A 14,544-nucleotide genomic window follows, 5' to 3' on the forward strand; every position below is an offset into this window, starting at 1 on the left:
AGGGCGTCGCCCGCGGCAAGGTTCATGGGTCCTCCCAGCGTCCTGCGACTGCTGGCGGAGTGGGGCGTGGAGGAAGGGCGCCTGTTCCCGGCCCGGGAAGCCTGGGAGCCGCTTGCGCCCGGGCTGTCGGTCCATGCGGTCCCGGCCGCGCATCCCGAGATCCGTCGCGACCCGGAAGGCCGGCTGGACTGCGTCGGCTTCGTCCTGCAGCGAGCCGGCCGGCGTGCCTATCTTGCGGGGGACACGAGTGTCAAGCAGGCGCTCATCGATGCCCTGGCGAAACTTGCCCCGATCGACGTCGCGGTGTTGCCGGTGAACGAGCCCAATTTCTTCCGGGCCCGGCGCGGCATCATCGGCAACATGTCGGTGCGCGAAGCCTTCGCAATGGCGGACGAGCTTGGGATTGGGACGGTGGTTCCAGTACACTGGGACATGTTTGCCGCGAATGCCGTGGGCCTTGACGAAATCCGGGCGGTTTATGCCCAGATGCAGCCGGCCTTCAGCCTGTCCATCCAGCCAGCCCACTTCCCCGTTTGAACTCCATTTCATGCTGATCAGCGTCGTTATCCGGACGCTCAACGAGGCGCGCTACCTCGGGGAGTTGCTCGAATCCATCCACGGACAGGATCTTGGGCGATTCCGGGTCGAAGTGGTCGTCATCGACTCGGGATCCACCGACGGGACCCTCGAGATCGCGCAGAGGCATGGTTGCGTCATCACCCACATCACGCGCGAGCAGTTTTCGTTCGGGCGCTCGCTGAACATGGGGTGCGAAGTCGCCTCGGGCGACATCCTCGTGCTCGTCAGCGGGCATTGCGTCCCACGCGACGAACACTGGCTCCGCCTGCTCTGCGACCCCATCGCCAACGGTCTCGTCGACTATACCTATGGCCGGCAGTTCGGGGGAGCGGAAAGCCACTTCAGTGAGTGTCGCATCTTCGGGAAGTATTTTCCGGAGGCATCGGCGGTGCCGCAGGAAGGCTTCTTCTGCAACAACGCGAACTCGGCCATTTCGAGGGCTGCCTGGGCAACGTACCGTTTCGACGAGGACGTCACGGGCCTGGAGGACATGGAGCTCGCACAGCGCCTGTGCCGTTCTGGCGGCAAGGTCGGCTACGTCGCCGAGGCAGGGGTGTACCACTACCATGCCGAGAGCTGGCCCCAGGTCCGGCGCCGTTTCGAACGGGAAGCCCTGGCGCTGCAGAAGATCATGCCCCAGATACACGTACGCCGACGCGATACCGTTCGATACATCTGCAGCAGCATCTGGCAGGACTGGAAGGCCGCCTGGGGCGAAGGCGCCTGGCTTCGCCATGCCTTGGGCATCATGCGATACCGCTTCTGCCAATACACGGGCTCTTTCATGGGCAACCACGAGCACCGCAAGTTGTCGCATGCGGAAAAAGACAAGTATTTCTATCCGAGCTGATCGATCCATGGACAAAAACAAGAAGAAGGTAGTCGCCCTGTTGCCGATGAAGGCGAACAGCGAGCGCGTCAAGGGCAAGAACTTTCGCGAATTCTGCGGCAAGCCGCTGTTCCGCTGGATCCTGGATACCTTGCTGGAAGTCGAAGAGATCGACGAGGTGGTGATCAATACCGATGCGCGCCACATCCTCGCGGAGAACGGTCTCGTCGAAACCGAGCGGGTGAAGATCCGCGACCGCAAGGCCGAGATCTGCGGCGACATGGTGTCGATGAACCTGGTCCTGGCCGACGACGTCGCCAATGTCGACGCCGACGTCTACCTCATGACGCATACGACCAATCCGCTGGTCAGCGCCGACACCGTCCGGCGGGCCCTGGCGGCGTACGATGCCGCGTTGGCGTCGGGGAGCGCCGACTCCCTGTTCACGGTCGACAAGGTGCAGACCCGCTTCTATCGGGCTGACTGCAGCCCCGTGAACCACGATCCCGACAACCTGGTCCGCACCCAGGACCTGGAGCCCTGGTACGAGGAGAACTCGAACATCTACCTGTTCACCCGGCCGAGCTTCGAGTCCACCCAGGCAAGGATCGGGCGCAAGCCCATGATGTTCGAGGGCCCGCAGTTCGAGTCCATTGACATCGATACCCCGGACGATTGGGACTTCGCCGTCGTCGCGGCGCGTTTCATGCAGCAGCAGGGGCTGGCCGGATGAAGAAGATCCTCGTGACCTGCCCACCCATGCTGGGGATGATCGAAGAGTTCGTTCCGGTAGCGGCCGAACGCGGCTACGAACTCGTGCCGGCGAAGGTCACCCAAGTGATGACCGAAGAAGAGCTGATGGCGCAATTGCCCGGGTACGAAGGTTGGATCATCGGCGACGATCCAGCCACGCGGCGCGTCTTCGAAGCAGGCCGGGCGGGCGAGCTCAAGGCGGCGGTGAAGTGGGGCATCGGCGTGGACAACGTCGATTTCGCCGCGTGCAAGGATCTTGGGATTCCCATCATCAACACACCCAACATGTTCGGGGGCGAAGTGGCGGACGTCGCGCTCGGCTACGTCATCGGCCTCGCGCGCGACCTGTTCCTGATCGATCGCGGCATTCGCCTCGACCACGGGTGGCCCAAGCCGCCGGGCATGAGCCTGGCCGGCAAGCGGGTGGCCCTGGTCGGCTTCGGGGACATCGGACGCAGTACCGCGAAACGGCTCGCGGCCTTTGATATGCCCATCGTTGCGTATGACCCGGGCAACGACGACGACGGCGGCATTGGCGGCGTGGAGCGCGCGACCTGGCCGCAGCGCATTGAAGAGGCCGACTTCATCGTCTTCACGTGCTCGCTGAACCCACGCAACCGCCACATGTTGAATGCCGAGGTGCTGGCCAGTGCGAAGCCGGGCGTCCAAGTGGTCAATGTGGCCCGTGGACCCTTGATCGACGAGCAGGCCCTGATCGACGCGCTCCAGTCTGGGCACGTGGCCGCAGCCGCGCTGGATGTCTTCGAGGTGGAACCCCTGCCCGCGGATTCGCCGCTACGGGCGATGCCGCGTTGCATCTTCGGCTCACACAACGGCTCCAACACGAAAGACGCCGTGCGACGGGCGAGCCAAGAGGCGATGGACAAGCTGTTCGGCTTCCTGGATAGCTGACGTGGGCTGCGTCGTGGTCACGGGTGCAGCCGGTGGAATTGGCCAAGCGCTGGTGCGAGGCTTCGTTCAGGCCGGTAGCGACGTGATCGCAGTGGATCGGGTCGAGAGGCCAGCCGACCTTGCGACCGACCAGTACATCTCGTGCGATCTGGCGCGCACGGTTCGTGATCCCGCCCACGCAGGCGAGATTTTCGCGAAAGTGCGCGCCGCGTTGGGTGCTCGCCCCCTCGATGCGCTCATCAACAACGCAGCGATCCAGATCCTCGGGAGCATCGAGAGCCTGGATCGCGACGCCTGGCGGGACAGCCTGGAAGTCAATTTGCTGGCTCCCTTCATCTGGACACAGGCGCTTTTGCCGGAGCTGGAAGCCAGTAGGGGCAGCGTACTCAACATCAGTAGCATCCATGCCCGGCTGACCAAACCTGGCTTCGTGGCATACGCCACCAGCAAGGCGGCGCTCAGCGGCATGACGCGCGCCATGGCGGTCGAACTGGGTTCTCGCGTGCGAGTGAATGCGATCGAGCCAGCAGCCATCGATACGCCGATGTTGCGGGCCGGGTTCTCCGGAAACGCGGAAGGGTTCTCAGCACTTGAATCGCATCATCCCGTGGGCCAGGTCGGGTCTGCCGAAGGGTTGGCGTCCCTAGCCGTTGCCATAGTCAGGGAGGGATCGGGTTTCCTATCCGGTTCGCTCGTTGGGTTGGATGGTGCGATCGCCGCTAGGCTGCACGATCCGGTATAGGATTTGAATCGACACGGGCGCTGACCTGCCCGGATCTCTGCTCATTCGAACCTTTGGGTCGCACTTGCGCCATCAGCGGCAGCGATTCGGAGCGCCTTCGATGAGAAAAAACACTAAAGAAGGTGACGAAAGCGATGGACAGGATCTACTTCCACTCGACCGCACAGACGCTACATCGGCAGGTCGATCCAGCCCCCTACACCAATGGCCTGCCATGCCCGGCAGTAAACACCATCGAGGACCTGAAGCCCTCGTTTTCCCTGACAGGGAACAAGGGGAACATGGTTCATGCGGAGGCAGTGCTCAAACTGCTCAACGTAAACCGCTCCAGGTCCTGTGTCGGCAACTTGTCTCACCTGCATAAGGCGCTTGGCAAGGGCTTCGGAGAGTACATGCGGAGTCACTTTGACTTCGTTGTTTTGAGCATGGCCAATTTCATCAGGAAGGGGATGAACCACACGGGTCTCGTGGCCGTGCTGAAAGAGGTCGATGTTCCTCTGGTGGTGTTTGGCGCGGGAATGCAGACTCCGGTGCAGGATCCTGGGGTGCTGCATCCGTCCACGAGGGAGCTGCTCGATCTTCTGAACAAGAAGTGCACGCTTCTGGGCGTACGTGGCGAGAAGACGTCCGAGTTCATGAAGTCACTTGGACTGCATAATCACAAGATTCTCGGATGCCCTTCTTTGTACGTCTATCCGAAGAACATACTCTCCATAAAGGCGGCGGGTTATTCGCCCGGTTGTCGCTGGGCTACGGCGGGTCACGTTTCCTACAATAATCTCGATGGCTCCAGGCCTGGCTTCAAACGCGCGAGTACTTTCCTGGATTGCATGGAGGGCGTGCGTCCGGATTACGTATTTCAAGACGAAGTGTTCTCGTATGCTGATATAGAGTCGCGACCCGACGTATATGACGATGCAACGGGACGGCTCAGTGCCGAAGTGATCAACGACTTCTTCAAGCAGCGGCTGGGGCTGAAACTACCTTTCACTGACTACTACTGGTTCAATGAGGTGAGCCAATGGCGGCAGTACATGATGAGAGTCGATTTCTACCTCGGCGATCGCTTCCATGGCGGGGTCGCGGGCCTGCAAGCGGGGGTGCCGGCCATCTTCATTGCCGGTGATCAGCGTATCGACGAACTTACGGATTTCTTCGGAATGCCGAAGACTACTTTCTCCGAGCTCAAGCAGTCGGGCGTGGAGGCGATTGTGGAGGAACAGTGCTCGCTTGAGGCGCTGACCGTATTCAAGACACGCTACCGCAAGCGATTGGAGCCGTTTGTCAAAGCCGTTGAGTCAGCGGGGTTGAGCTTGGTGAACAGGAATCAGCTGCTCGCAGCAGCGGTATAGGATGCGCTCTCCGCTATCACGGAGGCCATGCGTGGATCAAGCGCGCCCACCTGTATCGGCTCTAGAAGAATGAGATTTTTTTGAAATGGCAATGGGAATTGCAGATGTGAACAAGCTCGAGCGAAGCGGCGATATCGTCGCTGCGCTCGAGCTCGTGACTGAACTCATCAGGCGTGTCGAGAACACAGACCCTGACCTGGCCCGGATCTACCGTCGGACAGAAGCGCGACTGCTGCTGCTCCTTGAAGGAAGCCATCGCTGGCACGGGCAAGGCGTGGCAATCGTCGAAGGGTCGGGGCTGTTCCAGACGGGCGCAGAGTCGTTGTCGCCCACGCGTGCGGCGCCCCTCGTGTCATTGGTGGTGCCATGCTTCAACGCCGAGAAGTTCCTTCAGGCTACGCTGGAGAGCATCCGGTCCCAGACCTATGGCAGGTTCGAATGCATTCTGGTTGATGACTTTTCCAAGGACTCATCCGCCTCGATGGCCAAGGCCATGGCGCAGTCTGACAAGCGCTTCCGGTTTTACCAGCACCGCGCCAACGGGGGGCTGGCTGCTTCGAGGAATTCCGGCCTCAGGCTTGCAAGGGGGGAGTTGGTTGCCTTCCTGGATTCCGACGATCTCTTGGCACCCGAATCCATTGCGAACCGCGTGGCGGCATTGGCGCCGTTGATGGGCCATGGTGCGGTGGCCGGTTCCTACGACTTCTCCGAAACAATCGCGGAGGACCACAGCGGCCCGATCAAGGCTGTACGCTTGTCCGGAAAGCCGCATTTCGTGGACTTCGTCTCGACGAGAGGTGACTGCCCCTTCAATGCCAATCAGCCATTGATCAAGCGTAATGTGCTGGTAGAGATGGGAGGGTTCCCCGAAGAATACCCGCAAGCTGAGGACTGGCGCCTGTGGTCAAAGGTGCTGAGGGCGGGATATGTATTTGTATCTGCACCTACGATCGGGAGTGGCTATCGCCAGACATCTGGCAGCATGATTCGGCGGGCCCCCCTTCTCCACGTCGAACGCTCGCGAGGGAATTTCTTCCGGGCGCATGCGCCACAGGGTGGGGACACCGACCCCGTCGAGGTTGCGTACGAAGATGGATTCTACGCGGCTGCGATTTTCGACAAGGAATGGGGGTATTACTTTGCGCAGCACCACTTCACCACGCGCGTGTTCAACTTCATTGGCATCGAATTGGCGAGGCTGGACGAGTTGCAAGTCAAGCCCGACTACGAGGGTTTGCGAGATATAGTATTGATGCACATCCCGGATTTCTATTCCTGCGTCTCAGGCTACTCGGGGAAGAATCTCCTGGGCTGGCTGGAGAATGGATTCAAGCGATATTACGGGGTCACGGTGCTGGATGAGGGCCTCGCACAGCGCTTTTCCAGAGCGGCTCGATGTCTCATCGGCTGCGTCTTCGACGGCGTTGACGTGAAGGCCATAGGGGGAAGGATTCTTGCGACCAGGCGACTCGAACGGTTGCCCGACGAGGTTGTGGATCTGGTCTTCGTACCCCACAAGAAGTACCACACCCGAAGCTTCGAGCTTCTGATCCCAAAGTTGCGCGCGGCTGGGCTGACATTCAGGTTCGTCGATATTTCGGTTCCTTATCGGGATGAAGAGGCCTTCGATCCGAGTTTGGCCGAGCATTTCATGTCATACAACGAGTTCGTCTTTTCGCGGGTGCTGCCCAAGGTGATCGTATGCATGAACGACTGGGACACGGTCGTCAAACCGCTTGTCAAGCACGCGAACAGTTGCGGGATACCCACCGTAGGCATCGTGGAGGGAGTTCAGGATTTTCTGGACAGCGACACGGGTAGAAAGCGGAGCCCATACCGCGAGGTCGCGAATGTCTTTCTGCCGGGTAACTTCGACCGCAAGTATTTCCCGGAAACTGGACAGACCTTGTGGGTTACGGGGGTGCAAAGGCTCGATGGGCTCGGGTCCCACAAGGAGTCCAGGGCTCGCGCCAACCGCGGCCCGGTTGTCAAGGTGGTCGTGAATGTCAACTTCTCCTACGGCGTCATGACTGATCGTCGCGCGGATTGGTTGAGTGATATTCAGTCGGCCTGCAACGAGTGCGGCTTCGAGATGATCGTGTCGCAACACCCTCAGGATCAGGGCGACCTGTCGAGCTACAACGTGAGCGACAGGGGCCTGTATGACCTGCTCGTGGATTGCGACGTGCTCATAAGTCGGTTCAGTGGCGCCATCTTGGAATCGCTGGTCATCGGTTGCCCGGTCGTTTACTACAACGGCCATGGGGAGCTGGTAGACAAGTTCTTTGATCCCCTTGGCGGTTTCCATGCCGCAAACGACAAGCGTTCGCTGGTTTCCGCGCTCAGGGCCGCTGTTGCCGATGATCCTGCGCCTGGGACCTTCCTGGAGCAGCACTGCGACATCACGCCCGACGAAACCAGGACCTCGGTCGACAAGAGCGTGGACGCCCTGCAGGCGATCGTGGCCCGGTCGACGTTCAACGTGGAGGAGGGAATTCGGTTCAAGGGCTTGCTCGGCGCACGGTTGCTTACGGGTTGAGGGTTGGCCATCGGGGGTTCGATACTCCTAGGTCATGCGCTGCGTGCTCACGACCCCGCCAGGCCTGATCTTGGAGGGACTCGTACAAGAGCTGGTAGTGGGCGTATTGGAGCTTGCGCGCTCTCTTCTGCGTCACACTGCCGTTCGTTCGGACTTGGTGAGGATCGTAGCGGGATCTACCATCTGGCCGGGTTCGCTCGCTTCCATATTCTGAACAGTCCCACCAATTCGATCACTTTGTTCCTTGAATGCCGGTGCCTCCAATGACCTCTACTGCTCCCGTCTCTGCCGCCAGCAATGGAAGGTGCGCACTCATCACGGGCGTGACGGGGCAAGACGGCTCCTATCTCGCCGAGCTTCTGCTTGCCAAGGGCTACGTCGTCCACGGCTTGAAGCGAAGGTCGTCCTCGCTGAATACCCAGCGGGTCGATGGCATCTATCAGGATCCGCATGAGCCAGATCGCCGATTCCACCTGCATTATGGCGATCTGACTGATGGTTCGAACCTTGTGCGGGTGATCGAAGACGTTCAGCCGGACGAGATCTATAACCTCGCCGCGCAAAGCCACGTCGCGGTGAGCTTCGACTTGCCCGAGTACACGGCGAATGTGAATGCGCTCGGTGCCTTGAGGCTTCTTGAAGCGGTGCGTCTGCTGGGAATGGAGAAGCGGGTTCGCTTCTACCAGGCCGGGACGTCCGAGTTGTACGGGCTTGTAAGTGAGAGTCCACAGCGCGAGTCCACGCCATTCCATCCGCGAAGCCCCTATGGCGTGTCCAAGCTGTTCGCCCATTGGATCACGATCAATTATCGCGAGGCGTACGGTATGTATGCCTGCAATGGCATCCTCTTCAACCACGAGAGCCCGCGGCGTGGCGAGACGTTCGTCACTCGCAAGATCACCCGCGGACTGGCGAGGATCGCACTCGGCATCGAACGCACCCTCCATCTGGGGAACTTCGATGCGCTCCGCGATTGGGGGCATGCGGGGGATTACGTCGAAGCGCAATGGCTGATGCTCCAGCAGGACGCTCCCCGGGACTATGTCATCGCGAGCGGCGTCCAGTGTTCCGTGAGGGATTTCGTGCGCGCGTCCGCCAGGGAGATCGGTGTCGAGCTGGAGTTCCGTGGCGCGGGGGTGGAGGAAGAGGGCGTCGTGCGGTCGGTAACGGGCGACATGGCGCCCGCCATCAAGCCTGGCGACGTCATCGTCCGTGTTGATCCTAGGTACTTCAGGCCCGCGGAAGTCGATACGCTCCTGGGTGATGCGCGCAGGGCCATGAGCGAACTGGGGTGGAGTCCCCGCAGGACCGTTGGCGAGGTTTGCGCGGAAATGATGGCGGCAGACCTGGTCCAGGCGAAGCGCATCGCCCTGCTCGAGGCCCACGGGTTCGGGTTCAAGGACGCGCCACCCGGTGAAGGCTCGTGAGCGCGCCGGGCGCGACTCGTAGGGTCTACGTCGCCGGGCACACGGGCATGGTGGGCAGCGCCATCGTGCGCGCGCTGCGGCACGACGACGATGTCGAACTGGTCGTCCGGAGTCGCTCCGAGCTCGACCTGGCGCGACAGGAGGAGGTCGAGGCGTTCTTTCGTGACGAACGCATCGACGAAGTCCACGTCGCGGCCGCCCGGGTTGGAGGGATCTCCGCGAACGACCGCCTGCCCGCGGACTTCATTCGCGAGAATCTTGCGATCGCGTGCAATCTGGTGGGGGCCGCGCACGACGCCGGGATCGACAGGCTGCTGTTCCTTGGCTCGTCGTGCGTCTACCCCAGGCTCGCGCCACAACCCATCCCGGAAGAGGCGCTGCTCACGGGGCCTCTCGAGCCGACGAACGAGCCGTATGCAATCGCGAAGATCGCGGGCCTCAAGCTTTGCGAGGCCTTTCGTCGCCAGCACGGCCGGCGCTATCGGAGCCTGATGCCCACCAATCTCTATGGGCCCGGCGACAACTTCAGCCTGGAAGACGGGCATGTGCTGCCCGCCCTGCTGAGACGGTTCCACGAGGCGGCGGCGTCGGGAGCCGAAGAGGTCGTGGTCTGGGGTACGGGGTCGCCCCTCAGGGAGTTCATGCACGTCGACGACCTCGCCGCGGCATGCCGCACGGTGATGGCGCTCCCGGATGAGCGTTGGGACACCGTCATGACGGGGATCAACCACCTGAACGTCGGGACCGGCGAAGACTGTTCGATCCGCCATCTGGTGGACGAGATCGTGGCACTGACTGGCTATGCGGGGCGTATCCGGTACGATAGCGCCAAGCCAGACGGTACGCCCAGGAAGCTCCTGGATGTGTCGCGGATCCGCGCACTGGGTTGGGCTCCCGGCATCCCCCTTCGTGAGGGGTTGCGGACGACGTATGCGTGGTACCGGGACCGGGAGGGCGACGCGTCCAGGCCCCTCAGGGGCGTGCTGGGTGATCGTGGATGACGCGTGGGCGCCGCATGCCAAGCACCACGCTCAAGCGTCATGACGCAAGCATATTGGGAAGATTGAAGTACACATGAAGATCCTATTTTCCGGTCTCGACAGCACCTGGTGGAATCGCGCTGAAGGTGAGGCCTCCGCGCGACCGCCGAATGCCGACTGGGTGGATGCCGAGAAGCTGCTCGCCGAGGTGGCCAGCGGGACTGCCCGCGTGGAAGGCACGAAGCTGGCATGGGTCCATACTTGTCCCGTGGCCTATGCGCTCGCCGCCGGTCCCGACGATCCAAGGTTGCTGGAATCCAGGCTCGAAGCCTGGCTCGTACACAACCGGGCCGCGCTCAACATGCGACGGGAGCTGGGCCAGGATCTGGTGTTCGTTGAGGGCGATGCGCTGGCGCCTGTTGAAGTGGCCGCCGCACTGCGACTGGGCAAGCACGAACACCCCCGTGCCGATGGGGACGGGGACCCGCTGGCAAAGACCAGGCACGCCCTGTTCCAGCTCTTGGCCCGGCACGACCATCGTTACCTCGAAGTGCAGAGCGCCTTGCGGGCAGTCTCCTGGTTCCAGCAGGCCGGGGCCACCGCCACCGTTCCCGTCGCGGATGAACTGACAGGGGAACAACTGATCGAGCTGTTCCAGCACGTCGAGCGCGCCGGACGCGAGCAAGGCCTGCGCCAGGAACTGGATGCCGAGGCGAAGGCGCACGGGGAGTTGCGGGTCAGGAAGGACGTCGAGAAGTCCGAACACCTGGAACGTACCGAACAGCGGGCCGAACTGCTCGTGATCCAACTGCACCAGCTGCAGGAAGAGCTGGAGCAATACTATTTCCGCCTTCGCGATGTCGAAGCAGAGAATACAGCGAGCGCGGAGGCCTCCCGTGCCGCCAACATGCAGGTCGACGCACTGAGGCTCCAGTTGCATGAGATGCAGGCTGAATTGGACCTGCAGGTGGCCCGCAGGCCTGATCCCTCGGTCTTTTCCACGAGGGCGTTGTTTTCCGTCCTCATGCGGAGGGTCTACACCCGACTCCTGCCCCTTCGGGTCAGGACGTCGCGCGAGGCGCGTCGTCATCGGCGCGAACTCGAGTCCACGCTCGGCCTGATCCGAAGCAGTCGGTGGTTCGATGCGGACTGGTACCTGGATACCTACCGGGATGTCAGGGACGCGGGAAGCGATCCGGCCGAACACTATCACCTGCATGGCTGGCGGGAGGGCCGCAATCCTGGCCCGGACTTCGATTCGACTCACTACCTGGCCGCCAACATCGACGTCCGCAAGTCGGCCGCCGACCCCCTCGTGCACTTCATCCAGCATGGCGCAGCGGAAGGCAGGAGCCCCAGGGAAGGCATCCCCGGATCGGTAGCAAAGCCGGCCTGAGTGCGTCCGATGCTGACGGCAGTACTTGATGGGGCGGAGAGCTCCCGTGGCATCCTGCCTGCTGGCGCCAGGCCTCTTCCCGGGGCCCTTGCAGCATCTCCCGCCGCTCTTGCGTAGAAGCCTCCCATGCAGCCATCCATATCACTGACGCCGATCGACATGCGCGAGGGGGCGCATCCAGGTGCCGGACGCGTGCAGGCGTCGGAGATGCCGGTGACAGCTTTCGCGCCTTCGGATGGATCCGTCCTGCCGGCGGGGTGGTATGTGCTCAAGGGCCGCCTCGGGGACCATCCACCTGCCCAGGGCTTCTCGATCGAGGCCCGGGCCGGTGCTGGTTTACGCTGGCCCGTGCCGGCATCGCTCGACGGATTGATCGAACCTGAAGTCGCCATTCGGTTGCCCGCGCCGACGGATGTCTTGCTCGTCGAGGGCCTGGCGATGGGCGACCTACAACCTGTTGCGGGACTCGAGTTGCGAAGGATCAGTCGCAGGGAAGCGTTGCTGCTTACCACCATGGCGATCGCGGGCGGCAGCGGCCGTCGAAACGGCGTGCTAGCCATCCTCGTTCTCTTCGGCAGCATGTGCCGGGCACTCGTTGCCGGCGGCGTGCACGCCGCCGCGGGTCGGATCGAGGTGTACTACAAGGCGCTCCTGCACGAGCGTCTCGCCGAGACATTGCGCTCGCGCCCCGCTTATCGCGCCCTGCAGCTGAGGCTGCGACGCGGGCTCATGCCATCCCTCGGATTCGATGCCAGGCCCGCGGGGCAGGTGCACTCCGCCGGGCACGACACCTGGGCGGCGACGGGCGACGATCCCCGGTTCGTGGTTTCGCAGGATGTCCTGGGAAGCCCGCTGCCGGCGGGCTGGTACCGGTTCCGTGGGCGGGTGGAGTTGCTGGAAGGCTACTTCGTCGGCAGTTGCCTGTATCCGGATTACGGACGCGGAACCAATGAAGGCGCACTGGTACCGTTGGGCGAGCCTGGCGCAGACGGCAGCATGGACGTCTTGCTGGTCTTGCCATGGCAGACCCATTCGCTCCGCTTCGACCCGACCACGCGACGGGCGACGTTCCGCCTCGCAGACCTGCGCCTCGAGCGCTTGGGCCGCGCGCGTGCTTTCCTGTACATGCTGACCCGGATCGGGACGGGCGCGGACCATGCCCCCTGGCGTGCAAGGGCGGGCGCGCTGGCGCGCTTCGTGCGCGGAATGCGCGGCGGTGGCGTCTCGAACGCCACCCGTGAGCTCTTCAGTCACTACCAGGCGGTGAGCATCCGGAATGCGACCGGATACGCGAGCTGGGCCAAGAAGTTCGACACGTTCTCCCCGCTTGATGCCGAGCCGTTGCGACAGCGAGCGCTGGCAATGGCCGACGGCCCCTTGGTATCCATCCTGCTGCCCGTCTACCAGACGCCCGAACGCTGGTTGCGGAAATGCATCGAGAGCGTCATCGCGCAGGCGTATCCGAACTGGGAGCTGTGCATCGCCGACGATTGCTCGCCATCGCCGCACGTGCGTGCGGTGCTCGATGAATACTCGGCCAGGGATGCACGGATCAAGGTCGTCTTTCGCGGTGAGAACGGACACATATCGAAGGCGTCCAACAGCGCGCTCGAATTGGCGACCGGCGAGTACATTGGGCTGCTCGATCATGACGACGAACTGAGGCCCCATGCGTTGCTGGAAGTCGTCGAGGCCCTTCGGGAGCAGCCGGGCCTGCGCCTCGTCTATTCGGACGAGGACAAGATCGACGAAAACGGGCGGCGTTTCGATCCATATTTCAAGCCGGCCTGGGACCCTGACCTCCTCAGGAGCCAGAACTACCTTTGCCATTTCACCGTGGTCGATGCCTCCCTGGTGAGGTCGGTGGGCGGGTTCCGCGCAGGTTACGAAGGTAGCCAGGACCACGACCTCTTCCTGCGCTGCTCCGAACGCTGCGAGGCCTCGGAGATCCATCACGTGCCGCGGGTGCTCTACCACTGGCGTGCAATCGCGGGTTCGACGGCGCTGCAGCGGGACGCGAAAGACTACGCCGCGGATGCGGGTGCCAGCGCCGTGGCTGACCACCTGTCGCGCACTCGTGCCGCCGCGTCGGTCGTGCAGTTGCCCCATGGGCACTATCGCACCGTCTGGCGGCTCCCCGATCCTGCGCCGAAGGTCAGCATCATCATTCCCACCCGGGATCGTCCCGACCTGCTCAAGACCTGCGTTTCCAGCATCAGGGAGAGGACGAACTACCCGGATTTCGAACTCGTCATCGTGGACAACCAGTCTTCGGATCCCGAAGCGTTGGCATACCTGAGTTCGCTTTCCAGCTCGGAGGACGTGACGGTCCTCGCATACGATGCGCCGTTCAACTTCTCCGCGATCAACAACTGGGCGGTGGCCCAGTGCCGGGGCGAAGTCGTGGCCCTTCTGAACAACGACATCGAGGTCATCCAAGCCGACTGGTTGCGCGAGATGGTGAGCCTTGCCTCGCGCAGGGACGTCGGCGCAGTGGGTGCCATGCTCTATTACCCCAACGATTGCATCCAGCATGCGGGCGTGGTCCTCGGCGTCGGGGGCGTCGCCAACCATGCGTACGTCGGGAAGCCGCGGGGTTACCCCGGGCATGGGGGGCGCGCCAAGGTCTTGCAGAGCATGTCCGCAGTCACTGCGGCGTGCCTGGTCGTCCGCAAGGAGGCTTACCTGCAGGTGGGTGGCCTGGATGAGTCCTTCCAGGTGGCCTTCAATGACATCGATTTCTGCCTGCGGTTGGGCCAGGCGGGCCTGAGGAACCTGTGGACGCCTTTCGCCGAGCTGTACCACCACGAGTCCGCTTCTCGAGGCAGCGACGACACCCCCGAGAAGTCGGAGCGCTTTCGCGGCGAAGTCTCCAGGATGGAGCAGCGGTGGGGCGAGCTCCTTTACGCCGACCCCGCCTACAATCCGAACCTGACGCTGATGGGCACTGATTTCGCCCTGGCGTTCCCCCCGCGTTCGATTTCCCGCACCGGTAGCGCACTGGCGCGCTAGTCGCCGTCCGCGGCCGCCGCCGC

Annotated in this window: 11 protein-coding genes; all 11 read left to right on the top strand. The window is 62.7% G+C overall.

Features of this window, described 5'->3' with window-relative positions:
* On the top strand, window positions 1-537 hold a 537-nt coding region (locus FKV25_RS15705), incomplete at its 5' end, for an MBL fold metallo-hydrolase (protein ID WP_141519732.1).
* A 10-nt stretch (window positions 538-547) separates the two neighbouring features.
* Complete coding sequence (locus tag FKV25_RS15710) at window positions 548-1,429, top strand: glycosyltransferase family 2 protein (RefSeq protein WP_141519733.1); 882 nt, start codon at window positions 548-550, stop codon at window positions 1,427-1,429.
* Between the two features lie 7 nt (window positions 1,430-1,436).
* Window positions 1,437-2,141 carry an acylneuraminate cytidylyltransferase family protein gene (locus FKV25_RS15715; protein ID WP_211345467.1) on the top strand — a complete coding sequence of 235 codons (705 nt, stop codon included), beginning with the start codon at window positions 1,437-1,439 and terminating at the stop codon, window positions 2,139-2,141.
* Window positions 2,138-3,073 (top strand): phosphoglycerate dehydrogenase, encoded by a 936-nt coding sequence (locus FKV25_RS15720; protein WP_170218674.1) that lies wholly within the window; start codon window positions 2,138-2,140, stop codon window positions 3,071-3,073. Before FKV25_RS15715 ends, FKV25_RS15720 begins: the two co-directional genes overlap by 4 nt.
* 1 nt (window position 3,074) lies before the next feature.
* The gene (locus FKV25_RS15725; RefSeq protein WP_170218675.1) at window positions 3,075-3,815 is read left to right on the top strand and encodes an SDR family NAD(P)-dependent oxidoreductase; all 741 of its coding nucleotides are present in this window, start codon (window positions 3,075-3,077) and stop codon (window positions 3,813-3,815) included.
* Between the two features lie 134 nt (window positions 3,816-3,949).
* Window positions 3,950-5,167, top strand: a complete 1,218-nt coding sequence (locus FKV25_RS15730; protein ID WP_141519735.1) for a polysaccharide pyruvyl transferase family protein — start codon at window positions 3,950-3,952, stop codon at window positions 5,165-5,167.
* 106 nt (window positions 5,168-5,273) lie between these two features.
* Complete coding sequence (locus tag FKV25_RS15735) at window positions 5,274-7,706, top strand: glycosyltransferase family 2 protein (RefSeq protein ID WP_170218676.1); 2,433 nt, start codon at window positions 5,274-5,276, stop codon at window positions 7,704-7,706.
* Window positions 7,707-7,969: 263 nt separating this feature from the next.
* Entirely contained in the window at window positions 7,970-9,133 is a 1,164-nt protein-coding gene (gene gmd / locus FKV25_RS15740; protein ID WP_141519737.1) for a GDP-mannose 4,6-dehydratase, read from the top strand.
* Window positions 9,130-10,134 carry a GDP-L-fucose synthase family protein gene (locus tag FKV25_RS15745; protein WP_281286258.1) on the top strand — a complete coding sequence of 335 codons (1,005 nt, stop codon included), beginning with the start codon at window positions 9,130-9,132 and terminating at the stop codon, window positions 10,132-10,134. Before gmd ends, FKV25_RS15745 begins: the two co-directional genes overlap by 4 nt.
* Window positions 10,135-10,207: 73 nt before the next feature.
* Window positions 10,208-11,509, top strand: a complete 1,302-nt coding sequence (locus FKV25_RS15750; protein ID WP_141519739.1) for a hypothetical protein — start codon at window positions 10,208-10,210, stop codon at window positions 11,507-11,509.
* A 126-nt stretch (window positions 11,510-11,635) separates the two neighbouring features.
* Complete coding sequence (locus FKV25_RS15755) at window positions 11,636-14,521, top strand: glycosyltransferase family 2 protein (protein WP_141519740.1); 2,886 nt, start codon at window positions 11,636-11,638, stop codon at window positions 14,519-14,521.
* Window positions 14,522-14,544: the final 23 nt, after the last annotated feature.

The sequence above is a fragment of the Marilutibacter aestuarii genome, from assembly GCF_006546775.1.
GTDB classification, from domain to species: Bacteria; Pseudomonadota; Gammaproteobacteria; order Xanthomonadales; family Xanthomonadaceae; genus Marilutibacter; species Marilutibacter aestuarii.

Bases quoted from the DNA above. Each gene is read 5' to 3' on its own strand.
- FKV25_RS15710 (WP_141519733.1), top strand. From the start codon at position 548: ATGCTGATCAGCGTCGTTATCCGGACGCTCAACGAGGCGCGCTACCTC.
- FKV25_RS15715 (WP_211345467.1), top strand. From the start codon at position 1,437: ATGGACAAAAACAAGAAGAAGGTAGTCGCCCTGTTGCCGATGAAGGCG.
- FKV25_RS15720 (WP_170218674.1), top strand. From the start codon at position 2,138: ATGAAGAAGATCCTCGTGACCTGCCCACCCATGCTGGGGATGATCGAA.
- FKV25_RS15730 (WP_141519735.1), top strand. From the start codon at position 3,950: ATGGACAGGATCTACTTCCACTCGACCGCACAGACGCTACATCGGCAG.
- gmd (WP_141519737.1), top strand. From the start codon at position 7,970: ATGACCTCTACTGCTCCCGTCTCTGCCGCCAGCAATGGAAGGTGCGCA.
- FKV25_RS15750 (WP_141519739.1), top strand. From the start codon at position 10,208: ATGAAGATCCTATTTTCCGGTCTCGACAGCACCTGGTGGAATCGCGCT.
- FKV25_RS15755 (WP_141519740.1), top strand. From the start codon at position 11,636: ATGCAGCCATCCATATCACTGACGCCGATCGACATGCGCGAGGGGGCG.